Genomic DNA, 23,321 nt, shown 5'->3' on the forward strand with positions numbered 1-23,321 from the left:
GAAAAAACCGAGGGCATCCTTCAGTATGTCATTGGCTTTTTTCAATTCTGCAATTTCTTTCTGCAGTTCCTCGACAGTTTTTGGTTCTTCTGTTGATTTTTCTTTCTTTTCTTTTGTTTTTCTTTTCTTTCTCCAGTCAATTATGGTTGCGTAGTTTATGCCCAGCTGCTGTGCTGCCTTCTTTGGTCCAATCTCATCTGAAAGCGAAATTGCTTCTTCCCTGAATTCTTTGCTGTACCTTTGCATTCGAAATACCTCTCTTTATTTTCGTAAAATTTTAGGTATTTTTCGACTGCACTTTTATTGTATCCTTTCATGCTGGCGCTTTTTGGAGATTCAACCTATACGCACAATAAAGATGCAGACTGTACACTCGAATACAATTCAGGCGATTACAGTTCAGCTCCTTATGAATATCCAATGACCGCTTACAACATTTTCGATTCTGAATATTCTTTTTCTGTGAATGAAAAAAAATATTATGGACCTGCAATTTTTTACGCTAATGCAAAAAGTGTTGAGTTAAGACCGGAAAATGGAATTTTAATTCACGGAATAGGAACTTTTTCCGGTTCGAGTGTTTCTGTCAGTTTTTCGTCTGGAACGGGTGCGGAAAAAATATATTTGATAATTAAATAAAAAAAGGATGTTTCGTACTTTGTTGCGAAACAGCTTAAAAAGTCAATCCTAAAACGAAAGTTTTAATCTTGACTTTTTATGGGAGAAAAACTGAATGAAAAAAATATTTTGCTTTTTGGCCTTTGCCTTGTTTTTTTGCGGCGCGGTTTTTTCGTTTTCAAAAAATGACGAAACTTTAGAAATCGAAGGCTTTATAAAATGGTACGGAAATTCGCCGGTTGGTTTTCCGGGAATTGTATGCGATGACGGAAGAATTTTTTCGTTAAAAGTTGCCGACGGCGCGGATTTTGTTTTGGAAGATGTTACAAAGCTTCAGGGAAATAAAATTCATCTGGAAGGAAAAATTGACGAAAATCAAAAAAATGGATTTGAAATTTTAAAAGACGGAGTTTTTATAATTTCGGCTTTTGAAAAAATATAAAAAAATTATTTTTAATTTGAGGAGAGTTTGTTTTTATGGAAGATTTTAATTTTTACAGAAATTTAATCAGTGTTTTTTTAGTTTTATTTTTTGTTTTGCCGGCATTTTCGCTTTGCCATGAAATAAAAGAATCTTCAATTTTTACAATAAATGGTCAGGTTGAATTGAGAAGTGAGCCTGTTTTGTCTAGCAAAATTGTTGCAAAAACCTTAAACCACGAAGGCGGACTAAAAGTGCGTGTCTTAAAAGTCAAGGAAGCTCAAAACGGAACTTGGATTTATGTGCTCGTAAGAAGTGGTTTTTGGTCGGAAAATGGCGACTGGATTAAGCCTTATTCTAAGTATTGGCTTTTTCTGGAAGACGAAACTAAAATTTTCGATTACGAAGAATGATTTTTAAGAAAAAATACGGTGGACTTACGCCGGATGCGACGGGCGGCAGTTGGCGGCGAAGCCGCCAATGAGGGCTACCGAACCCAAAGCAGCCGGTTTTTCCAGTTATGGACAGCGCAATTTGCGCAAATTGTCTGGTTTTGGGCAAATTGCCGTCCAAAAATTTAAATCACATTTCTTTTATGACTTGTAAAAGTTTTTCTACGTCGTTTTCTGTGGTTGCCCAGCTTGTGCAAAAACGGATTACGGTGTGGTTTTCGTCGTATTTTTCCATAAATCCGTACATTACTTTTTGTTCAAGCGGCTGCAATTTTGAATTTTCGATTACAAAAAAAACTTGGTTTGTCGGAGAAACAAAATAAAGTTTGTAGCCTGCGGCGGTGAGCGCGTCCTGAATTTTTTGCGCGTAAGAATCTGCTGTTTTTCCGAGTTCGAGGTAAAGGTCGTTTTTGAAAAGTTCAGCAAATTGAATTCCGAGAAGTCTCCCTTTTGCAAGCAATGCGCCGTGCTGTTTTATCTGTGTCAAAAAATGAGGAATTAGTTCTGGCTTTGGGACTACGACGGCTTCGCCAAACAGTGTGCCGCATTTTGTTCCGCCAATGTAAAAAACGTCGGTCAGGCGGGCAAGGTCTTTTAGGCTTACGTCGTTTTCTTTGCTTCCGAGCGCATAGGCAAGTCGTGCTCCGTCGGCAAAAAGTGGAATTTTGTGCTGGCGGCAGACTTTTGAAATGTCGGAAAGTTCTTGTTTTGAGTAAATTGTTCCGAATTCTGTTGGCTGGGAAATGTAGACCATTCCTGGTTCAACCACGTGTTCCCAGTTTGCGTCGGCGTAAAAATCTTTTATGTAAGATTCGATAGTTTTTGCAGAAAGTTTTCCGTTTTGAGCTTTCAGTGCGATTACTTTGTGGCCTGTGTATTCAACGGCTCCAGCTTCGTGAACCGCAACGTGTCCGCTTTCGGCTGCAATTACGCCCTGCCATTTTTTTAGAAGGCAGTCGATTACTGTTGAATTTGTCTGAGTGCCGCCTGTCAAAAACTGTATTTGCGCGTCTGGAGTTTCGCAGGCTTTGCGGATTAAAGTTCTTGCTTCTTCGCAAAATTTGTCTGAGCCATAGCCGCTTGTGTGCAGCAGGTTTGTTTCGGCCAGTTTTTTTATGATGGCAGGATGCGCGCCTTCCATATAATCTGATTGAAAGGCTAGTTTTTCCCCTTCGTTTTGAGTAGTTTTGATTTCGTCCATTTTTATTTTCCTGATTTATTCTTCTGTTTTTAGGCGCGGACACTGTTCAAGAATTACGTTGAGCGCCTGATTTCTTGTCTGTTCGTTTGGAAAAACCATAGTGATTTTTGCTCCGCTTTTTGTCAAAATTTCGAGAAGCCTAAAATCGACATTTGTCGTTTCTTTTTGGTTTTCGTAACTAAGTGTTGGCAAAGAGAGAATGTTTTCGTATTTTATGGCGGTTGTGTCGCTGATTATCATATTTTCGTAAATGCCGTTTATTCCGCTGTTTACGACTTGTTTTGACGCAATGCTTGAACCCAAAAGTGCCGTCAAAATAAAGACTACCGAAAGATAAAGCTGGAAATTTCGGAATGGAATTACTCCGAGCAAAAGCGCGCAGACTGCAAAGGTCAAAATCGAACGTAAAGGAAAGTCTGACCTTAGTGCCATTTTTAATTCGCCGCATTCACTTTTTAATTTTTTTATTTTGAATGGAATTGAAATAATAAGCGCGGCAAAAATGCAGTAGCCGGCGATTGTAAATGCAATTGTTAAGTTTTTTACGTCCATATTTTTTCCTTTTGATTAAAATTATCTTACCCTTTTGAGTTTACCTTTTTTAGCCAGAGTTTTAAAGTTTTTTTTGCGCTTTCGAAGGCGAGGTTTGCGTTGTCCACATCTTCTTCTGTTTGAATTAAAACTCTTTTTAAGCTGGCAACTTCGCTTTTTTGTGCGGAAAATTCCGTATTTTCTGGCAAAATTGCTTCAAAAAAAAGGTCGCAGGTTTTGTAGGTGATATTTTTGTATTCGTAAGTGTTTGGAAAACTGCAAAGATATTTTAATTCCACAGGTTTTGCTCCGATTTCTTCCATACATTCGCGGATACAGGCTTGTTCTGCTGTTTCGTCCGGATCTACAAATCCTCCCGGAAAAGCGAGAAAGCCTTTTTTTGGTTCTTTTGCACGTTCTTCCAGAAGAATTTTGTTTTCTTTGCCGCAGATTATTAAACCGACGGCGCTTGCAACATTGTTGTAAAGGTCAAAACCGCAGTCCTGACACAGCCATTTTCGGTTTTTGACATTTTTTATGTTTTTGCTTCCGCAGTTTGGGCATAAATTAAAATCGTTCATAAAATCTCCCATAAAATTTTTATGTTTTGTTTTAATAATATAAAATCTCAAAATTGCAGAATTTTTTGAATCCTGTTTTTTCGTAGACTTTTATTGCCGCTTTATTTTCTGTTTTTACAAAGAGCGTGCATTTTTTTGACTGCGCGGCAAATTTCTGGCTTACGCTGTTTAAAAGCGCTTTTGCAAGTCCGCAGTTTCTGTATTTTGGAACCGTAAAAACTCCGCCCAAAAGAACATAATTTTTTCCTTGAGCGCTTACAGTCAGTTTGCAAAGCGGCGCATTTTTGATTTTTCCGACAAAAACTGCTCCAGCGTCGACAAAATTTTCAAATTTTGCAAGGCAATGGTCTTCGTTAAAAAGTTCTGGTTCAAAAACAACTTCTTCTTTTTCAAATTCAACCTGAAGAGGAAACACTCTTGAAATTTCCTGTTCGCCGCATTTTTCTACGGAAAGCTGTCGGTTCATTCTTGCAAGGTCTTTTGCAGAGTCAAAACGTCCGTTTTCCATTAAAAAATATTCGATTTGAACTTTTGGTGTTTTTTCAAAACTGTTTTCGAGAATTTTTTTTAGCATTAAAGTGCCGCTTTTTTCGCCCGAAATGCTAAAAATGTATTTTATTGAATTTTCTTCAAAAAATTTTACAAAGGCGCTTTCGATTTCGCTTCGGTTTTTTCCGTAAAGTTCCGGCAGACAGTGGTGAATTGAACTTCCCTGCCACCAGCTGAAAATTCCGTGGATTTCGCCAAAATTTCCTCTTAAAACGTAAATTGATTTTCCTCCGTGGAGAATTTCCGAATAAAGAGTGACCGAGAATTTTTCGTAAGGAAGCATATAACTGAGAATTTCGTTTTTGTCAGCATCCTGCATTAGTTCAATAAACATTTTCCACATATTTTAGCGATAAAAGGTTAAAAAGACTAGACACGAATTTTTATTTTTTATATACTGAGCAAATACGGCGTCTTACCCAAGTGGCTAAGGGAACGGTCTGCAAAACCGTGATTGAACAGTTCGATTCTGTTAGACGCCTTAAAAAGCGGTAGTGATTGCAAAATTACTTCCGCTTTTTTATTTCCGGGAGCCAATGGCAAAGCCTGTTCCCGTTTATATATATGTGTCCTTATGTAGAGTAAGGGCATTTTTTTTTGTATAATCAAAATATGCAAAAAGATTTTTACGACTTTGTTGTGGTTGGCGCAGGCGCGGCTGGTTTGACTGCGGCGCAGTACGGAGCCAGAAGCGGACTTTCTACTCTTTTAATTGATTGCGGCGAAACCGGCGGTCAGGCGTTGAATATTTTTAATCTGGAAAATTTTCCAGGTTTTTTTCCATCAGTAAAAGGCTCTACTTTTATTCAGAATATGCTCTCTCAGACAGAGAGTTTTGGCGCAGAAATTCAAAAAACAAAGGTTCTTTCAATAGATAAAATCAAGGGAAAATTTTTGATCGAGACAGAAAATGGCAAAATTTCGGCTTATTCTGTTTTGGTCGCAACAGGCGCAGCTCATAAAAAACTTGAAATTCCGGGCGAAGCAGAATTTAGCGGTCGTGGCGTAAGCTATTGCGCAACCTGCGACGGGCCTTTTTTTCGTGGCGGAAAAATTGTCGTTGTTGGTGGTGGCGACAGTGCGTGCGAAGAGGCATTTTATCTTTCTTCGCTTGCAGACAGCGTAATTCTTGTTCACAGACGCGGAGAACTTCGTGCTCAAAAGGCAATTCAGCAGAAAATTCAAAAAGTAAAAAATATTTCAATTCTTTACGACACTCAGGTTGAAAAAATCAACGGCAAAGCAAAAGTGGATTCTGTTTTGCTCAAGAACAATATTTCTGGCGAAAAAACAGAGCTTTCGTGCGATGCGGTTTTTGTTTTTGTTGGAATGAATCCGCGCACAGAACTTGTAAATATGCTAAAAAAAGACGAGGGCGGTTATCTTATTACAAATTACAAAATGGAAACTGCTGTTTCGGGAATTTATGCGGCAGGCGATGTCCGGGCAAAGCCTTTCCGGCAGCTTATTACGGCGGCTTCGGACGGAGCAATCGCAGCTCATCAGGCTCACGAATACGTAACCCTGCTTAAAAATTCAAAACAGTCAAATTCTAAAAGTGAATAAAAAATATGATGAAAAAAAAACTTGTCCTTGTTTGCACAATTTTTGCTTTAATTGCCAGTTTTTGTTTTTCGCAGACAAAAATTCCTGAAGATGCGGATTTTTGGAGCGATTATCCTGCGGAAGAGCTTGCTGATTTTTTGGTCGGAAAAATGAGCAATGACGAACTTTTAAGCCAGATTTTAATGTTTGGCTGGGCAGGCGCAGAACCGAGCGAGCTTTTAATAAAATGGGTTTATGAACGCGGGCTTGGAAGCGTAAAAGTTTTTGGCTGGAACACAGACAATACGCAACTTGTTGCAAGTTCTGTTGCAACACTTCAAAAAAAATCACAGTCTCGAAAACTTCGTATTCCTCTTTTTGTGGCAACTGACCAGGAAGGCGGATGGATTCGTCATGTAAAAGGTGAGACTTCCGAAACTCCTGGCAACATGGCAATTGGCGCAAGCGGTTATCCAATCGACGCTTATTATTCTGGCTATTACATAAGCCGCGAAATCAAGGCTCTTGGAATAAATATGAATTTTGCTCCGACCGTAGACAATTACACAAATTTGCAGTCTTCGGTAATCGGTCCACGCTCTTTCGGATCAAATCCTGATTTTGTAGGCCAGCTTGGCGCAAGTTTTTCTGCCGGCTCAATTGCTGCCGGAGTTATTCCGACAGCCAAACATTTTCCGGGACATGGCGACACAAGCCTCGACAGCCACGGAAATCTTCCGCAAATTGACATTGACTATAAAACTCTCGAAAACCGCGAGCTTGTTCCGTTTAAATTTTTAATTGCCGAAAAAATTCCTGCAATTATGAGCGGTCATCTGAGTTTTCCAAAAATTATTTCAAACGGTGAACCGGCGAGTCTTTCAAAAGTTTTTTTAACCGACATTTTGCGCAACCGTCTGGGCTACGAAGGTTTGATTATTACTGACGATATGATGATGAACGGAGCGACAATGTACGCTGGAAGTTTAAGCCGGGCTTTTCGTCTTGCAATCGAAGCTGGAAACGACATTGTAATTTCTTCTACAACTGCGCGCTGGAACGAAAGCTTGTGGACTTCAAACCTTGCCCTAATGGAATCAAGCACGGCTTTTAAGCAAACTGTCCAGAAAGCCGCAAGACGCGTAATTTTATACAAATTGAATTATTTTAAGAGCAATAATGCCGCTCCTCTTTATCCAGATCCGGCAACTCTTGACCAGAAAATTCCTGACAGAGAAGGGCAGAAATTCTTTTTAAGCCAGGCTTGCCGTTCAATAACAGCCTACAAAACAGGAAAATGCCTGCCTTTTGCTCCTGACGAAAACGAACGCATTTTGCTTGCTGGCCAGACCCAGTTTCCTGATTTTTTTGAAGAGGCAAAAAAGCGCTATTCAAACTGTGCGGAATTCAAATTCGACTACGAAATGGGACCAAATCAGGCAGACTGGATGAGCCGCAATATTCAAACAACTGCAAAAAATTATGACACAATAATAATCTGTGTCGCAAATGAACGCAGCGCAATGATTGCAGAACATTTGAAAAACCTTGGCAAAAAAGTTGTAATAATGTCGGTTCTTTCTCCAGTTCCGGTGTTAAACTGCAAGTGGGCGGACACAATTTTGCTCGGCTACAGTTATTCGCCATACACCTTCAAAGCGTTATTTGGCGCTCTAAACGGCGAATTTGAGGCAGACGGCGAGCTTCCGCTCAATTAAAAATCGGGAATTTCCTTTTTCTTCGTGAATTTGTAGTCATTTGCGTGAGTATTCGGCAAAAGACCTGCAATCCTGTCATTTTCTTTTTGAAGCTGGAATTTTATCATCATCTTAAAAGCGTCCATTAAACTTTCGGGATTTGAGGTCTTTTCAATAAGACCGCTTTCCTGAAATTCCCTTATCAAATAATAGCAGGTTTCGATTGTCGAAACACATTCAGGATGCGGTTCGCGCTTAAAAGTAAAAATCGAACGATATTCGCCGGAAAAACTCAGTTTTGGAAGCGCCATGATATTTGTCGAAAGTTTAATCATTTTTTTTGAGCAAAACCATGTTGAATCAATAATAATCGCCAAAAGTTTTCGACCGTTAAGTTCTTCTTTAAAACCTTCTTTTTTAGAATTCCATGCATTCTGGTCAGGGTACAGCAAAACCGGAAAATACTGCGGGTCCTGCAAAAGTCCGCACAACCGTTCATTTTTTGTAAAATCGATTCCCATAATAATTTCAGAATCAATCAAGCCGGCGTGAGCAATTCGTCCAGTTCCAGTGCGCTGCCTTTTAGCTTCTTTCGGGTGCATTAAAAAAACAAATTTAATTCCTGGGTCAAAAGGCTTTAAAACTTCGCAGACACAACTATCTTTTGGTCTAAAACATTTGTAACAAAAATCGCGCATTTTGGAATTATAAAAAAAAATCAAACGAAAAGAAACCGCTTTTTATTTTTTTGGGGAGCACATTTTACGTTCAAACCGGCTTTCCACCCTTCGCTAGGCGCTCATTGCCGTTCCGGCAACTCCGGGGTTCCAATCCGGGCTGCAAGCCCGGTCGTGCGCTTTAGCGCACACGAAAATAAACGGGTTTTGCGCAAGCAAAAGCCGCAGCATGCGACAGCATGCAAGCATCCGGGCTGCAAGCCCGGTCGTGCGCTTTAGCGCACACGAAAATAAACGGGTTTTGCGCAAGCAAAAGCCGCAGCATGCGACAGCATGCAGCAATCCAGGCTGCAAGCCCGGTCGAGCGCAAAAAAAAGTGCCGCCCAAAATTTGGGCGGCACTTCCGGTCAATTTTTAGATTTTTTGTAAGTTTCTAAAAATTATTTAGCATTTGCATTTTTTGACACGTAATTGTAGTCAGCACCAGTGTTTTCTGGAGCATTGTCTGTAAGGCGGAACAAGTCGCCAATATCGAATACTCCGTTTTCGTTACGTGGAATGCGGTTAAATGAACCGTCAGTGTTAAATCCGTTAGCCCATTTTGCAATGTCTGTGCTTACAAATGTTTTTGCAATATCAACTGCAGTTCCGTCAACGTTTACAGATTTTGCACCGTTAAAGAAGTAGTTGTTTTTTGCAGCAAGGCGTTTTGCAAGGTCTGGATCGTTAGAAGCGTCAAAGTTGTCGCCTGCGCCGCCGTTTGCAGAAAGAACTCCATCTGCCTTAAATACGCGTGGGTTAGCGGCAGCTTTGCCTTTTCCGTAAAGAGAAACGTTGTAGTTTCCGCTTCCGTAAACTGTTACGTGATCAAGAATAAGAGCCGGGTTAGAGTTACAGGTTACACCGTTTACTCCATTTCCCCAGGAAATTGAGTTGCGGAGAATATGCTTGATTGCGATTCCGTCGCCGCCAAGTTTAAATCCGTTTCCATCGCCGTTTCCTGTTCCGTCGAGCTTTGTTCCGTTTGCGTAAGTAATACAGTTATCGATAAGAACTGCGCCGATTGCACCTGTTTCTACCTTAGAGTAGAAGTCCCATCCGTCGTCTACGTTGTGGTGTGCAACACAGTTGCGGAATACGTTGTTTTCGCCAGATGTAAGTTTAGAAGCAAAACCGTCCGCATTGTTCTGAGCAGGGTCAGAGTTTCCGAAAGATTCGCAGCCGTAAATCAAGTTGTCGTGTGGCCACTTGTCAAAAGTCTCAGAAGAACGTCCAGAAATCTGAATTCCTGTATCGCCGTTAAGGTAAGTGTCTACCATTCTGATTTCGTTGTAATTTCCTGCAACCTGAAGGGCTTTTACGTCTCCAGGAGTACCTGTAATATCGAATCCCTGGAGTGTCCAGTAGCTTCCGTAAAGGTTTACTGCAGTAACTTTTGCCTTAGATTTTGAGAAGTCGATGATTGGACGTGTTCCAGCGTCTGCAACAAGATATTTTCTTGCTTTTTCAGTACCGTCGTTTCCGCGTTCAATTTCGAGGCTCTTTCCAGGATAGTAAGTTCCTGCTTTAAGAATGATTTTCTGTCCAGGCTGGCAGTATGCAACTGCTGAGCCCAGGTCGAGAGGATCATCGCTAGTGCCTTTTCCGAATGCATTTGCATTTGGAGAAACATAAAGAACCTTGCCCTTGTATGTTTTAGAAATGATTGTGTGAGAGAAAGTTACCGGCTTGTAGTTCATTTCGTAGTCGTTATCTTCTGCGTTGAACTGAGCAATAACTTTTTTAGGAGCTGGACGCCAATTGTCTTCTGGATCGAAGGTAACGAGAAGGTCGTTCAAATCCGTGTTGATTTTGATTGTCTTTTTATAGTCAGCAAAAACTTTTCCTTCTGGAACTGTAATTTTGTCTCCTTTGATGAGAACTTTTCCGTCAGTTGTTTTTACGCTGATAGTTCCGTTTGCATTTGTTGTAAATGCGAATGGATATTTCTTATTGTACCATGTTGTTGGACAGTCGATTGTTGTTGAAAGAGGAACCAGTTCCGGCGGTTCTTCCTGAGCTGGAGGGTCTTTTTTAGGATCTGTGATATTGAGAACAACGTCAGAGAAAGTTGCGTTGCATCCGCGTGCTACTGCAAAACCAATGTAAATGTGGTCTTTGTCGAGCTGGAGGAGCTTGTTGTTCTCTGGATCGTACATTATGAATTCTTCTTTTGTGTCTTCTGAAGGAATTGCACGTTTGTAGATTGCATGGTAACCAGTGTTGTCTTTTTTGAGTGTAACGCGATATGTGTCGCCTGTCTTGATTGCATCTGAGCCCTGGTCATAAGAGAATGCGTCTGATTTGCTTGTTGCGTGAGATTTAATTCCTTCGTCGCCAAGAGCAATAATTTCGTCGGTAAGTCCGCTTACAAAACGGGCGCCAATTCCGTCTTTAATTTCTTTTTTTACGCCGTTGATGTGTGTTGTAAATTTGCGTGTAATAACTCCTGCCGAGTTATTGTAAGCAATCATCAAAGGCTGGCCTTCAACGCCAAGACGGTCGATCGCAAGAACACCAAAACCTTCCTGTCCGTCAGCCATTGGGTTGTGGTAGTCTACGTGAACTGTAGCTGTAAGTTCAAAGTTTTCTTTTTTAGGATCTATTACTGTGTAGTAGAAAGAAATTCCATCAAAGTAACTTTCGAATTTTCCGCCTTTTTCAAGGATATTGCCGGTATTTTCGTCGTAAGTACATGAATAAAGTGCAACTTTAAGGTTGTTTGGATCGAGAAGTTCAAAACGGTTGCGGGCAGGGTTTGTAGAAGTTCCAAATTCTGTGAATGTCCATACGCGTTCTTTTTCCTGACGCACGAGTTTGTGCATTGTTGAAGAAGCTACTCTTTCTTTGCCGCGAACTGCATAAACTATAATGTCGCTGAAATCGCCGTCTTTAAGACCTTTGATTTCTGCGGAAATACCTGTTGTTGCAGGAAGTTCTTTTGTTTTGCCGTTTTCTGTGTAAGAAACAATGTATTTTTCTGCTTCTACGACAGGATCCCATTTTACAGAAAGTGTGCTTTTGCCAATATTTAAAACGCTTAAAACAGGCTTTGTGAGTGGAAGGCTAAAGTCGAATGCGACAGGCTCAGAAGCTTTTGCTGTTGATTCGTTATTGCGCTGTGTATAAACAGTGAATGTGTATTTTCCGGAAAATTCAGGTGTGAATTCAGAATGTTTTGCGGCTCTGCGCGCTTTTCCGAATGTGTTTTTTACAGGGCTTCCGAACGGACCCTTCATTTCTACATAGCCTTTGTCGGCTGTTTTTGCGTCTGTAGGAGCGTTAAAATTTACGGTAATTTCGTTTGGATTTCCTTCGCTAAGACCTACAGATGTGATTTTTGGGGCTGCAACGCTTGACCAGTCCGGACGTGCTGACTGAGCAAATCCAGAAAAAGCAAGGGCTGCAAAAAGACCCAAAGAAACAATTTTTTTCATCTTGTTCTCCCATAAAAAGTCGAAATTGCAATTGCTTAGTAAGTTTGCAATGCAAACTTGTATCTTGTATTAACAAAAAACGCAGACTCTCGTTTTAGGAAAAGTCTGCGCGCTTAATTTAGTTAGGATTTAATTACTTTCCAACGTTGATTTTGTAGATATTGATGCCTGATTTTTTAGAGAAAACTGTGTAAGTTCCGTCAACAGAAACTTTTACAGAACCTTCAGAAGCAAGTCCGCCTTCACCGTTAACATCTTTGTCCATTGAAAGTTCTGCTACAGATTTTCCGTCTGGTCCGATTACAACGATAGAGCGCATATCTGTTTTAGAAGTAGAGTTTCCCCAAACAGTGATTGTTTCGCCTGCTTTTGCCGGGAAAGAAACCGAACGTGAAGTAGCGTTTCCGCTGCCCTGGAGCTGAAGAGCCATGTTGAATTCTTCGCCGTTTGCTGCTTTGTGCAATGGTTTTTTAGTAATGTTCATGTATTTTTCTGTTGTTGCATGAAGAACGAAACCATCTTCTACAGCTTTGTCTTCTGTAATAGTTCCTTTTTCCTGGTCTTCAGCGCTAAAATAACCTTCTGCGAATGCTGCTGTACAAAGCATAAGACATGCAGAAATAATACCAACTAACTTTTTCATTAAAAGCCTCCTCGTTTTGGCGTTCTTTAATCGTAGAACAAATAAATTATTTTTTGGATACGCAGTTTTTATGTTGAATAAACAGCGGATAAAAACTGCTGTATTCTAGTATACAATAAAATCGGGAAAAAATAAGGGCATTATTTGCAGAATGACGATATTTAAATGAATTTTCTGCAAAAAAAACAATAAAAAAAAGCAATATTTTATAAGTGTTTTGCAAAAATATGCGTTTAACCGAAAAAACTTAGCCCGGATCGGAACGGCGCACAGCGTTCAAAAGGCGGAAAGAGCTTTTCGCCTTTTGAATGGAGCGAAAGCGGAACCGTGCAGAGCCGGTTTGTGAGTAAATTGCGCTCCAAAAAAAATAAAAATTAACGAAGAATAACCATAGATTTATTTGAAAAAAGATTTTATACGTTGTAAAATTTGAGTGTCTTTGGAAATTTCGGTTTTTAGAGGTTTTCTGGATATTTATTGCTCACAAAAAGAGGTTTTTATGGCAGAGAAATATGATTTTAGTATTGAACAGCTCGGGCCTTGCAAAGTTCATTCGCCGATTGAGCTTTCTACAAAGCATGGTGATTTTCGTGCAAACTATGTAAAAGATTCTTCGTTTGTAAGATATGCGGTAAATGTTTTTGAAGATTCGCCAAAAGAAGACGACCTTGATGTTTCCAATCTTATGCAAAAAGCCGGTCCGCGTGAATATATTTATTTTAATCCGGCTCATGTAAATGCAGGAATTTGTACTTGCGGCGGTCTGTGTCCTGGTTTGAACGATGTAATCCGTGCCGTTGTCCGCTGTCTTTATTATCGCTATGGTGTAAAAAAAATCCGCGGTTTTAGATTTGGTTTTAAGGGATTTTTCCCGGAAAGCGGTTTTGATACGATTGATTTGAATCCTGATTCGGTTGATGATATTCACAAAATTGGAGGTTCTTTTTTGGGAACCAGCCGTGGCGGCGGAAACCGCACTGCCGAAATTGTTGATGCCATCGAATCGTTGAATATAAATATGCTTTTTATTATTGGTGGTGATGGAACTCAGCGCGGCTCGCTTGATATTGCAAACGAAATTGAAAGGCGCGGTTTAAAAGTTTCTGTTGTTGGAATTCCTAAGACTGTTGACAATGACCTTTTGTTTATTGACCGTTCTTTTGGTTTTGAAACTGCTGTTCAGCGCGCGACAGAAGCGGTTTCTTCAATCCATATGGAAGCTTTTAGCCAGATTAACGGAATTGGTCTTGTAAAACTTATGGGACGCGAATCTGGTTTTATTGCAACTGAAACGGCGATTGCAAGTCACGAGACAAATTTCTGTCTTATTCCAGAAGTTCCTTTTGAATTGAACGGTCCGAACGGATTTTTAGAACATTTGGAAAAAAGAATTATGGAACGCCATCATGCGGTAATTGTCGTTGCTGAAGGCGCAGGTCAGGATTTGCTTGCTACTACTGACGAAACCGATGCCAGCGGCAACAAAAAACTTGCAGATATCGGGCTTTTCCTGCGCGACAAGATAAATGAATACTTTAAGTCGAAGAATATTCACATCAACTTAAAATACGTTGATCCAAGCTACCAGATCCGTTCTTCTGTAACCACTGCAAACGACTCGATTTATTGTGAACGTCTTGGAAGTTATGCGGCGCATGCGGCTATGGCTGGAAAAACAAAGATGGTCGTAGGTCTTGTAAACAACAAGTATGTTCATTTGCCGATTCAGATGGTGACTAGAAGGCGCAATTTTGTTGATCCGGAAGGCGCTTTGTGGCGCGATGCTTTGGATGCTACAAGACAGCCGATTCTTATGGTGAATAACTTGAATACGCTTTCTGAAAAATACAAGAAAATGCACGAAAGTCACGATTAAGTTTTTGGGCAAAATTAAAAATAAAATGAATAAAAAAGCCTGCTGTAAAAGTTGAAGTTTAGCTTCAAAAAAACAGCAGGCTTTTTTTATAAACAGACTTTGAAAAAAAAGGATTTTTTTAAGGTTTTTAAAGTTTGTTTTAAAGTTTATCAATCAGCATTGAGCATTTTCCGCTTGGAATTGGCAGAGTTTTTTTCTTCTGATCGAGAATATTGATTGTAAAGTAATAGAGCTTTTCGCTTTCCATCTGGATTTCCCAGCCGCGGACAGACTTGTTGCTCAAAATTGTGATTAAGTTGCGTTTGAGGGAAAGTTTTTCGATTCCCATAATTTCGAGGTTTGGAATAATCCAGTCTACTGTCTTGCGCGGCAAGCTGATTGAAAGACCGATTACGTTTTCTATCATAAGCGCGATTGTTGAAAGTCCGACGGTCTGAAGATAGCGCTGTTTTGGATATTTTGGATCCGATTCCATAACAGCATGGCCTTCTTTGCAAGGTTTGTACGCTTCGTACATGTCGCCTTTTTTTCCGTTTGCAGGCTGTAATCCTTCGAGAATAAAATAAAGGTGTCTGATTGCACATTCGCGGGCAAGCGCGTAATGCTGGTATTTTTCCAGGCCTTTTATAACCATAAAGTTGAATGCCGGATAAACTGCGCCGCAGAAGCCTTCGCCGTTTTCGTTGAAGTTTGGACTGTCTGCGCTCAATGTTGGGAACGGATGGTCTGTTCCAAAGGTGCAAGGATTTGAAAGATGGTCGATTAAAGCGTCTGCGCGGTCAGCATTTGGAATTTCTGCCAAAAGCGGCCAGAAACCGGCAATTGTTTTTTGAGAAAGTTTTTCCTCGTTTTTGTCCAGGTCGTAGTAAAAACCTGAATTGTTGTCCCACATCATTGAGTTGATTCTCGTTTTGAGGGAAAAATATGCGCGTTTGTACTGGAAACTTATTTCCTTGTCGTTGAGAATGTCGCCCAAAGCGCTCATGTGCGCGCAGTTGATTGCCATTGCAGAGTTAAAATCGACTGCATAATAAGTATTTTGGCGAGGCGAATTGAACATTGTGCTTGCAGAGAACGGCGCGCTGTAAAGACCGTTTGGCTGTTTGTAAGTCTGATCCACCCATTCCATGTATTTTTGAAGAACAGGCATAATCTCTTTTACGCGGCGTTTGTTTGCAGACTTGTGGTAAAGGTTGAATTCTGCCCAGGCAAAAAGCGGAAGACCGATTCCTTCAGGGTTGTCTTCTGTAAAAACCGGGCTGCCTGTTTTTAAATCGTATTTCCAGCGGATTGCGCCGTTTTGTTCCTGTTTTGAGTAAAAATAGTCAAGGTTTTGGTTTGCCGGATAATTGCGGTTTGAATAAACGAGAAAAAATGAAGAAAAAATAGATTCAAACTGGTCAATTGTGGCAGAAGCTATTGTGTTTGGACTTTTTGGTTCTGTTGTTGAAGTTAAAACAGGATTTCCGTCGTTGTCCTGAGGATAGACAAAATAACCGTCGGTTGGATCTTCTGCGAGTTTTGAATTTAACCAGAATCCCGAAAGCCAAGTCCATGTTTTGTCGTAAATATCTACAAAATCCTGATCGTAGAAGTGAATTTTAGGAAAGTCGCGTTTGTTCACAATTGCCCCTTAAATATAAATGCGTAAAAAATAAACTACAAATGAATGATTATTCTGTGATTATATCATAAAAAACAAAATTTTACGTAAAAAAAACAATTTTTTTACAGCAAAACATAGCCCGGATCGCCACGGAAAGACCGCAGCGAAGCGAGGACTTGAAGTAAGAGCCGGAAATTCCGAAAAATGTGCATTTTAACCGGAAAATTTTGGTTTTAAGGCCAAATGCGCTCCAAATTTTTATTATTCGTTACGGACGGTGCTAAAGTACAGGCGGATTTTTTCGTTTGAAACTTTGTGCCGCGACTTTAAGAACAGAGTGTGCGTTTTTTCGTTGTAAATGTAGCCCGACGAATTGTAAGTTTCGAAGCGGGGGTCTGTGTGGAATGAAAGTCCGTAAATTTCGATTCCGACGAAAGGTTTTATTCCGTTTATGATTATGTAATGAGAATCGCCTTGCTTGAATGAAACTGTGATTAAAGCTTCAGAAGAATTTTCGTTTTCTTCGTAAGTGATGTTTGAGGCGCAAGTCCAGGCCCAGACTGTTTCGTTTGAATTTTTGTCCATTACGAGCGAATGTGGATAATTTGCGTTGTTTTTTATCAAAATCGGGTAAAGTTCTGCAAGTGTGCGGAGGTCTGCCGCTTTGTTCTGGGCAAAAGCCGTGTTTATGAGCATGTAGCCGCCTGCGCAATATTCTGGAACTGCAAAGAGTTTTCCGTAGTTAATCAGGACGGTTCCGGTTTCGACAGTCTGGACAAATCCGGCTGCAAAATCTCTGTCGTGCAGGGTGAGTGTGTCGTCAGAAACTGAAAGCGTGCATGCCTGAGTGATTGAATTTAAGCACTGTTCTGTAACCAGCTGGAATGCTTCTGCAAGCGGACTGTCTGCTTTTTTGAGCGAGAGATAAACTTGAAGAATTGAGGTTGCCTGAACGAGAGTTGGCTGGAAATCCTGAATTGTTGCCGGAAGGGCGGCAAGGAGCTTTACGTTTTCGAGTTTTTCGTTTCTGAGCATGTAGTCTGCAATGTTGTCGGCAGAGAAAACGTCGATGGAATTGTGTTCGATGGCGTTTTGAATCATTGACGCAAAATTTTCATTTGCCATTACAAGGCTCGGATTCATTGCTACGAGAGTATTAAAGTATGGAGAAGTAAAATACGTTCTTCTTGCTCCGTTTTTGAACGAATCTGGAACCGCTTTGATTGCTTCCTGATAGCGCGATTGAGAAGCCATTTCTGCTACAAAAGCGGCGACAACTGTTTCCGAAATCGTAGAAGAATCTGAAAAAGCCGAATTTGCCTGGGAAACAAGCGTGTTTCTAAAATCGCTGACTGTTGTTTCGTAGGCTGCGGCTGTTGCTGTCTGAGAATCCATAGGAATAGAAGCAAAAGTGAATGCCTTAGTCGGGTCAAGCCGGGTGTACATTGCAACATTTGCATTTTTTGTAAGGATAATCTGGGTGTCTTTAATCTGGTTTGCAGACATTGTGTAAGAAATGTTTTTTGAACTAAAAAGTTGTTTTGAGCGGCTCTGTTCTGTAACCGAATAGCCAGAAACCGGATTATAATAGAGAGAAAGCGATGAGTCGCTGTCTGGCAGCTGGGCGGCGATTGAAAGGCTTGCGCGCGGACTCGTGTCGCTTACCGTAAAAGTGAGAGCTGTGTTTTCTGTAAAGTTGAATTTAAAACTTTGCGGAGAAGGCTGTTCCCAGGAAAGCAGGGTGAGCGGAGTTTGATTTTGAGTTTTTGAATTGAGGAGAACAGCTGGATGAACGTCGTCCGCCGTAAACGAAATTCCCTTAAAAGAAACGCCGACTGTGTTTTTGAGCGACATGTTGCCGTCGGCATCCTGCGTTTGAGAAACCGATATTCTTAAAAGGCCTGCATTTTTTAAAATAACTGATTCGCTTCTAAATTGGAGAATAAAAATTCCGATAATAATAAAACCGTAAAGGAAGGTTAAACCGAAAGCTTTTCTAAATGGATGTCTAAACATTTGCTTTCAGTCTATCTGATGAGAGCAAAATTTTCAATGAGAGGAAAAATGAAAAAATTATTTCAAAAAAGAACGGTAATTATTTTTTGCGCGGTGTTTTTTCTGGCAGCGGTGAGTATTCCTGTAGCCTTTGCCCAGAATTCTCAGCCGGCAAATTCGTCGCAGGAAATTCAATTTGTGCAAAAATTGAGTTCAGTCTTGCAGAATGGAACAATTGAACAGGCTTTGAGCCTTTTTGAGTCGATTCCTGAAAATTTAAAGAACGACACGGAACTTTTGTGCTTAAAAGGCAGTCTTTTGCTTTCTTCCGGAAAAACTGAGCAGGCGGAAAAAATCGCTTCATCGCTTTTTGAAAAAGAACCAAAAAATATCGAAGTTCTGAATTTGAATTTTATGGCGGCAAAACAAAAAGGCGACAAGGTAAACAAGGCAAAGTTCATAAAACAGATTCTCGCAATTGAACCGTACAATGCCGAGGCAAATATTGAGCTTGCGGACGAGCAGTCGCTCAAAAAAAATTGGCGCAACGCCCGGGATTATTATAAAAAAGCGCTTTTTGGCGACAGAACCAACGAAGAAGCCCTGCTTGGTTACGGAAAAATGTGCTACTATATGGAAAAAGACGATGACGCAAAAGACGCTTTCAACAGACTTTACAAGCTGAATCCTAATAATCCGCAGGTAAATTCATATCTCGGAAAATACGAAGCAGAAAACACTCAGTATAAAAAAGCGATTGAATACATAAAAGCCGCAATAAAAATCGACCCTTCAAACACTGATTACTGGTTTGATTTAGGAACATGGAGCCGCATGACAGGAGATTATTCCGGCGCAGAATCTGCATGGAAGCAGGCGGTCGCGCTTGAGCCGGAATATTTTCTGGGTTATGCGTACCTTGCCGGTCTTTACGATGAGCAGGGGCGCCGCGAAGAGGCTCTTTCTTACTACCGTTTGACTGTCGAAAAAAATCCGCAGTACTATTACGCTTACGAAAGTCTTGGAATTCTTGCCTGGGGAGCTGGAAGCTGGGAGGAATCTCAAAAAGCATTTGAACAGGCCCTTAAAAAAAATCCGGACAGCATTTCTTACAAATTGATGATAACAGCCTGTCTTTTTAAGCAAAAGAAAAATCTAGAGCTTCGGACTTTTACCGAATCGCTGATGAAAAAACTCACGAACAGACAGAGCCTTGACTACAAAATCGTGAGAATGTATCACGACCGTGGCGGAGACTCGGAGGTTGCCCTTAATATCTCTAAAGAAACAAACCGCACAAAAAAAGGCAGATATTTATTTTATCTCGCGCTTTATTATGAACTTACGGGCAAAGACAGTCTGGCTCAAAAATATTATAATGAAGTTACCGCAATGCAGAGCCCGATGTTTTTTGAATACAGGCTGGCTCAGTGGGCGAGCGGAATAAAATAAAAAATCCTAAAAAATCCCCGAGTGGAGAATTTAAAAATGAGTCAGACAGAAAAAGTTTTGAAATTTGACGACAGAGAAATCATTCTTATAGGAACAGCGCATATCAGTCAGGAAAGCTGCAACGAAGTAAAAAAAGCGGTCGAAGAAAAATCGCCGGACTGTGTTGCGATTGAACTTGACGAAGGCCGCTACAAATCTCTAAACAACCCGGAAGACTGGAAAAATCTTGACATTGTAAAGGTTTTAAAGGCGAATCAAGGATTTTTGCTGCTTGCAAACCTCGTCCTTTCCGGTTTTCAAAGAAGAATGGGCAGCAATGTCGGTGTAAAACCCGGAGACGAGATGCGTGCGGCGGACAATTGCGCAAAAGAGCGCGACATCCCTGTTGCAATGGTAGACCGCCCGATTCAAGTAACATTGCGCCGCGCCTGGGCAGTAAACTCATTCTGGGGAAAATGCAAGTTGATTTCCGCCCTTCTTGCAAGTGCCTTTGACAAAGAGGAAGTAAGCGGAGAACAGATTGAAAATTTAAAAAATTCTTCCGAAATGGACAGCATGATGAAAGAACTGGCAGACTATATGCCGGTTGTAAAAAAAGTTTTAATCGACGAACGGGACCGCTATCTTGCAAGCAAAATTTGGGATTGCAAGGGCAAAAAAACTCTCGCTGTTTTGGGCGCAGGACATCTTCCAGGCGTTGAGGCTTATCTAAAAGAACTTGCCGCCGGAAAAACCTCATCCGACGTTTCCGACATATCAGAAGTTCCTCCAAAAAAAGTCGGTTCAAAAATTGCAGGCTGGACAATTGCCGCTCTCATCGTTGCCCTGATTGCCGCAGGCTTTGTTTATGGCGGAATTACAAAAGGCGCGCAGCTTCTTGGAGCGTGGGTTTTATGGAATTCAGCGCTTGCCGGACTTGGAACAATTATCGCATTTGGACATCCGCTTGCTGTTTTGACAGCCATTGTCGGAGCGCCGTTTACAAGTCTTTGTCCTCTCGTTGGCGTCGGCCTTTTTACAGGGCTGGTTCAGGCAACATTTTGCAAGCCAAAAGTAAGCGACATGGAAACTCTTCAGGACGATTTGACATTAAAAGGTTTTTACAAAAACCGGATTCTCCGTGTCCTCCTCGTTTTCTTTTTGTCGTCGCTCGGTTCTTCAATCGGAACTTTTGCCGCAGGCGCAAATTTTGCCGTTGTAATTGCAGAATTTGTAAAAGGACTTTTTAAAAAATAAACAGGAGCGCATCTTTCCGACGCAAAAACATTTTTCGTCAGCGTTCCATTCAAAAACAAAACCGGTGTTGCGTGGTTGCATTGCGCCGCTTCGCTTCGCAACGCGCTTTGCGCGCCACTCCACCCCGGGCTAAGTTTTAGTTTTTCGCCTTACTTTGCAAACAAAATCTTTATCATTTCTTTAATGCTTTCTATTTTTGTGCTTCCGTTGTCTTTTTCCGGGGCAAGCACGCTCGTAAAGCCCAAGTCTCCGGCTGTTTTAATCCGTTGCTTCAGCCTTGCGACAGGCCTTATTTCTCCTGCAAGAGAGAGTTCTCCTGTAATCACTGTGTTTTCCGGAATCGAAAGGTCTGTCCTTGCGGAATAAAGGCTTGCTGCCAAAGCCGCGTCAATCGAGCTTTCTGTAAGTCGCACTCCGCCTGCAACATTTATGTATAAATCCTGGTCGCTGAATCGTATTCCGGTGCGTTTTTCCAATACTGCCGCAACCCGGGCAACGCGCGCAGAATCAATCTTGTCAGAATAAACCCTGCTTATCGAAGATTTTGCCGGAACTGTCAATGCCTGAATTTCTACGATAAAAGCCCTGCTTCCTTCAAAAACCGCAGTGTTTGCAATTCCTGCCGGCATTTTTCCGGAGCGCTTTGTAATGAACATTGTGCTTGGATCTCCAACGCCTTCAAGACCTTTGTCGGTCATTGCAAAAATTCCAAGCTCGTCAACAGAACCAAAGCGGTTTTTCTGCGCCCTCAAAAATCTTACCTCATCGTCATTTCTTTCAAACGAAATCACTGTATCGACCATGTGCTCAAGGCTTTTTGGACCGGCGATATTTCCTTCTTTTGTAACATGGGCCGACATTATCAAAACGCTGTCGCGGCTTTTTACCCAGCCTGTAAGTTCATTCGCGCAGAATTTAAGCTGGTTTATTGTTCCAGGAACAATTCCGGCTTCAACCGAATAAACCGTCTGAATCGAATCTATTACCACAAAAAGCGGATTCAGGGCAGAAAGAGCATCTTTTATATCTTCGAGCCTCATTGTGCATAAAATTTCAATTCCTTTTGTGTCCAGATTCAATCTGTCTGCACGGCCTTTTAGCTGGCCTGCGCTTTCTTCTCCAGAAACATAAAGAACTTTGCCGTATTTTTTTGCAATTGCCGCCGCTGTCTGAATCATAAGCGTGGATTTTCCAATTCCCGGTTCTCCTCCAATTAAAATTGCGCTGCGTTTCATTGCTCCACCGCCTAAGACGCGGTCAAATTCTCCAATTTCTGTCGAGACACGCGCGTTTTCCTGCGCCGTTACATTTGCCAGAGGAACCGGCTTGATTTTTTCTGTTGCGCTCTGTCCAAAAGCTGCCGCTGTTGAGTTTGGGTCGGAAATACATTCTTCAAGAGTATTCCATGAACCGCATTCCGGGCAGCGGCCAAGCCATGTCGGCTGTGTGTAGCCGCATTCCGAGCATTTATAGACTGTGATTGATTTTTTCTTTGCCATGTTTTTATTCTACCGAATTTGTGCTTAAAAATATCAAAATTTTATTAAAATTGACAATTTTTTTTATAAAAGTACTAGACATATTTTCTGCTACGGATTATATTAATCTCAGCTTGTAAAAAAGCTGATAAACTCTCTCCGATGTCCAGCTTGCTGGACGGCAGGGTTCGCTGAAAACGTTGTCTTTAGCGAACCCTGTTTTTTTTTGTTTAAATGGTTTTTGTTGCTGCGGTAATTAAGCTTTTTTTTAGAATTACCGCAAAAAATTAAATTTTACTGATTTACTATGGTTCCAGCCGGCACGGATTTTATAATCCATGTATTTCCGCCGATTACAGCGCCTTTTCCGATTACTGTTTCTCCGCCGAGAATTGTTGCATTCGCGTAAATTGTCACATTGTCTTCAATTGTCGGGTGCCGTTTTTTGTCCTGATAATTTTTCTTTACGCTGAGGGCGCCGAGTGTTACGCCTTGGTAGATTTTTACATTTTTTCCAATAATGGTTGTTTCGCCGATTACAATTCCCGTTCCGTGGTCAATAAAAAAACTTTCGCCGATTTCTGCTCCAGGGTGAATGTCAATTCCTGTCTTTCCGTGGATGTATTCGCTCATAATTCTTGGAATTACAGGAACTCCGCATTTGTGAATGTAGTGGGCGAGTCTGTAGACAACAATTGCTTCCAGTCCTGGATACGAAACTATTACCTCTTCATCGCTTTTTGCCGCCGGATCGCCTTCAAAAAGCGCAATTACATCAAGATGGATAAGGCGGCGGATTTCTGGCAGAGCTTCGATTAAGCCGAGAGCTGTTTTTTCCGCTTTTTCGTAATATCCGGATTTTTCGAGATCTTCTTCGGAAATGCTTTCGTTGCGGACTGTTCTTTCGTAAACCAGCGCTTTTTGAATTTCTTTTGTAAGCATGTTTACGATTTTATTGACGCGTTCGCCGGTTACGTAGCGCAAGTTGTGCCGGTCAATATCTTCTGCTGTCCTGTAGCCCGGAAAGACGAGGCATTGTAATTCGTTTATTACAGAAACGACATTTTCTCTGTTTGGAAAACTGTTTATTCCTTCGCCGTTTATTCCGCCGACTTCTTCGTACGATTCGAGAATTTTGTCAACCAGTTTGTGCATATCCATTGGGCTTCCCCTAAAAAAGAAAAATATTACGTTAGAAAACTAGCATAAAATTCAAGAAAATACTATATTTTTTAGAAATGAATTATTTTGCTCTTGACGAAAAATTGTATGTTCTATACACTTCTA

Annotated in this window: 20 protein-coding genes and 1 tRNA gene; 9 read left to right on the top strand and 12 right to left on the bottom strand. The window is 41.1% G+C overall.

Annotated features, from left to right (window positions below; genetic code table 11):
* A partial coding sequence (locus tag B5D47_RS07775) for a transposase (protein ID WP_078931272.1) occupies positions 1-246 on the bottom strand: 246 nt, incomplete at its 3' end.
* A gap of 69 nt (positions 247-315) precedes the next feature.
* On the opposite strand from B5D47_RS07775, the gene B5D47_RS07780 reads away from it, so the two are divergent.
* The 3 genes from B5D47_RS07780 (at position 316) to B5D47_RS07790 (ending at position 1,452) form a co-directional block, all read left to right on the top strand.
* Positions 316-639 (top strand): hypothetical protein, encoded by a 324-nt coding sequence (locus B5D47_RS07780; RefSeq protein WP_078931273.1) that lies wholly within the window; start codon positions 316-318, stop codon positions 637-639.
* A 94-nt stretch (positions 640-733) separates the two neighbouring features.
* A complete protein-coding gene (locus B5D47_RS07785) occupies positions 734-1,060 on the top strand; it encodes a hypothetical protein (protein WP_078931274.1) in 327 nt (108 codons plus the stop codon).
* Positions 1,061-1,095: 35 nt separating this feature from the next.
* On the top strand, positions 1,096-1,452 hold the full coding sequence (locus B5D47_RS07790; RefSeq protein WP_078931275.1) for a hypothetical protein: 357 nt from the start codon (positions 1,096-1,098) through the stop codon (positions 1,450-1,452).
* 169 nt (positions 1,453-1,621) lie between these two features.
* Here the strand turns inward: B5D47_RS07790 and B5D47_RS07795 are convergent, their stop codons facing one another.
* The 4 genes from B5D47_RS07795 to B5D47_RS07810 are packed head-to-tail and all read right to left on the bottom strand — an operon-like array spanning position 1,622 to position 4,687.
* Positions 1,622-2,692 carry a threonine aldolase family protein gene (locus tag B5D47_RS07795; RefSeq protein WP_078931276.1) on the bottom strand — a complete coding sequence of 357 codons (1,071 nt, stop codon included), beginning with the start codon at positions 2,690-2,692 and terminating at the stop codon, positions 1,622-1,624.
* A gap of 15 nt (positions 2,693-2,707) precedes the next feature.
* Entirely contained in the window at positions 2,708-3,244 is a 537-nt protein-coding gene (locus tag B5D47_RS07800; RefSeq protein ID WP_078931277.1) for a hypothetical protein, read from the bottom strand.
* Positions 3,245-3,270: 26 nt separating this feature from the next.
* Complete coding sequence (locus B5D47_RS07805) at positions 3,271-3,804, bottom strand: NUDIX hydrolase (RefSeq protein WP_078931386.1); 534 nt, start codon at positions 3,802-3,804, stop codon at positions 3,271-3,273.
* A 31-nt stretch (positions 3,805-3,835) separates the two neighbouring features.
* Positions 3,836-4,687: a GNAT family N-acetyltransferase gene (locus B5D47_RS07810; RefSeq protein WP_159443510.1), complete on the bottom strand. Its 852-nt coding sequence runs from the start codon at positions 4,685-4,687 to the stop codon at positions 3,836-3,838.
* A 75-nt stretch (positions 4,688-4,762) separates the two neighbouring features.
* On the opposite strand from B5D47_RS07810, the gene B5D47_RS07815 reads away from it, so the two are divergent.
* The 3 genes from B5D47_RS07815 to B5D47_RS07825 all read left to right on the top strand — a co-directional run bounded on the left by B5D47_RS07815 (position 4,763) and on the right by B5D47_RS07825 (position 7,616).
* A tRNA-Cys gene (locus B5D47_RS07815) sits at positions 4,763-4,835 on the top strand.
* Positions 4,836-4,965: 130 nt separating this feature from the next.
* Positions 4,966-5,919 carry a thioredoxin-disulfide reductase gene (gene trxB / locus B5D47_RS07820; protein WP_078931279.1) on the top strand — a complete coding sequence of 318 codons (954 nt, stop codon included), beginning with the start codon at positions 4,966-4,968 and terminating at the stop codon, positions 5,917-5,919.
* A gap of 5 nt (positions 5,920-5,924) precedes the next feature.
* Positions 5,925-7,616: a glycoside hydrolase family 3 protein gene (locus B5D47_RS07825; protein WP_407701152.1), complete on the top strand. Its 1,692-nt coding sequence runs from the start codon at positions 5,925-5,927 to the stop codon at positions 7,614-7,616.
* Here B5D47_RS07825 and B5D47_RS07830 read toward each other — a convergent pair.
* The 3 genes from B5D47_RS07830 to B5D47_RS07845 form a co-directional block, all read right to left on the bottom strand.
* A complete protein-coding gene (locus B5D47_RS07830) occupies positions 7,613-8,293 on the bottom strand; it encodes a tRNA-uridine aminocarboxypropyltransferase (protein WP_078931388.1) in 681 nt (226 codons plus the stop codon). The genes B5D47_RS07825 and B5D47_RS07830 overlap by 4 nt on opposite strands.
* A gap of 419 nt (positions 8,294-8,712) precedes the next feature.
* Entirely contained in the window at positions 8,713-11,748 is a 3,036-nt protein-coding gene (locus B5D47_RS07840; RefSeq protein ID WP_078931281.1) for a hypothetical protein, read from the bottom strand.
* A gap of 133 nt (positions 11,749-11,881) precedes the next feature.
* A complete protein-coding gene (locus tag B5D47_RS07845; RefSeq protein WP_078931282.1) occupies positions 11,882-12,391 on the bottom strand; it encodes a hypothetical protein in 510 nt (169 codons plus the stop codon).
* 499 nt (positions 12,392-12,890) lie between these two features.
* Here B5D47_RS07845 and B5D47_RS07850 point away from each other — a divergent pair, with 499 nt between their 5' ends.
* The gene (locus tag B5D47_RS07850; RefSeq protein ID WP_078931283.1) at positions 12,891-14,267 is read left to right on the top strand and encodes an ATP-dependent 6-phosphofructokinase; all 1,377 of its coding nucleotides are present in this window, start codon (positions 12,891-12,893) and stop codon (positions 14,265-14,267) included.
* Positions 14,268-14,406: 139 nt separating this feature from the next.
* Here the strand turns inward: B5D47_RS07850 and B5D47_RS07855 are convergent, their stop codons facing one another.
* Positions 14,407-15,891, bottom strand: coding sequence for an MGH1-like glycoside hydrolase domain-containing protein (locus tag B5D47_RS07855; RefSeq protein WP_078931284.1), 1,485 nt, complete (start codon positions 15,889-15,891; stop codon positions 14,407-14,409).
* A 243-nt stretch (positions 15,892-16,134) separates the two neighbouring features.
* Positions 16,135-17,889, bottom strand: a complete 1,755-nt coding sequence (locus tag B5D47_RS07860; RefSeq protein ID WP_078931285.1) for a hypothetical protein — start codon at positions 17,887-17,889, stop codon at positions 16,135-16,137.
* 48 nt (positions 17,890-17,937) lie between these two features.
* Between B5D47_RS07860 and B5D47_RS07865 the strand changes: the two genes are divergently transcribed.
* Positions 17,938-19,320, top strand: a complete 1,383-nt coding sequence (locus B5D47_RS07865; protein ID WP_159443511.1) for a tetratricopeptide repeat protein — start codon at positions 17,938-17,940, stop codon at positions 19,318-19,320.
* 36 nt (positions 19,321-19,356) lie between these two features.
* Positions 19,357-20,556 carry a TraB/GumN family protein gene (locus B5D47_RS07870; RefSeq protein WP_078931287.1) on the top strand — a complete coding sequence of 400 codons (1,200 nt, stop codon included), beginning with the start codon at positions 19,357-19,359 and terminating at the stop codon, positions 20,554-20,556.
* A 149-nt stretch (positions 20,557-20,705) separates the two neighbouring features.
* On the opposite strand, the gene radA is transcribed toward B5D47_RS07870, so the two are convergent.
* Complete coding sequence (radA, locus tag B5D47_RS07875; protein WP_078931288.1) at positions 20,706-22,055, bottom strand: DNA repair protein RadA; 1,350 nt, start codon at positions 22,053-22,055, stop codon at positions 20,706-20,708.
* A gap of 273 nt (positions 22,056-22,328) precedes the next feature.
* Complete coding sequence (gene epsC / locus B5D47_RS07880; protein WP_078931289.1) at positions 22,329-23,195, bottom strand: serine O-acetyltransferase EpsC; 867 nt, start codon at positions 23,193-23,195, stop codon at positions 22,329-22,331.
* Positions 23,196-23,321 lie beyond the last annotated feature (126 nt).

Source organism: Treponema berlinense (genome assembly GCF_900167025.1).
Classification (GTDB): domain Bacteria; phylum Spirochaetota; class Spirochaetia; order Treponematales; family Treponemataceae; genus Treponema_D; species Treponema_D berlinense.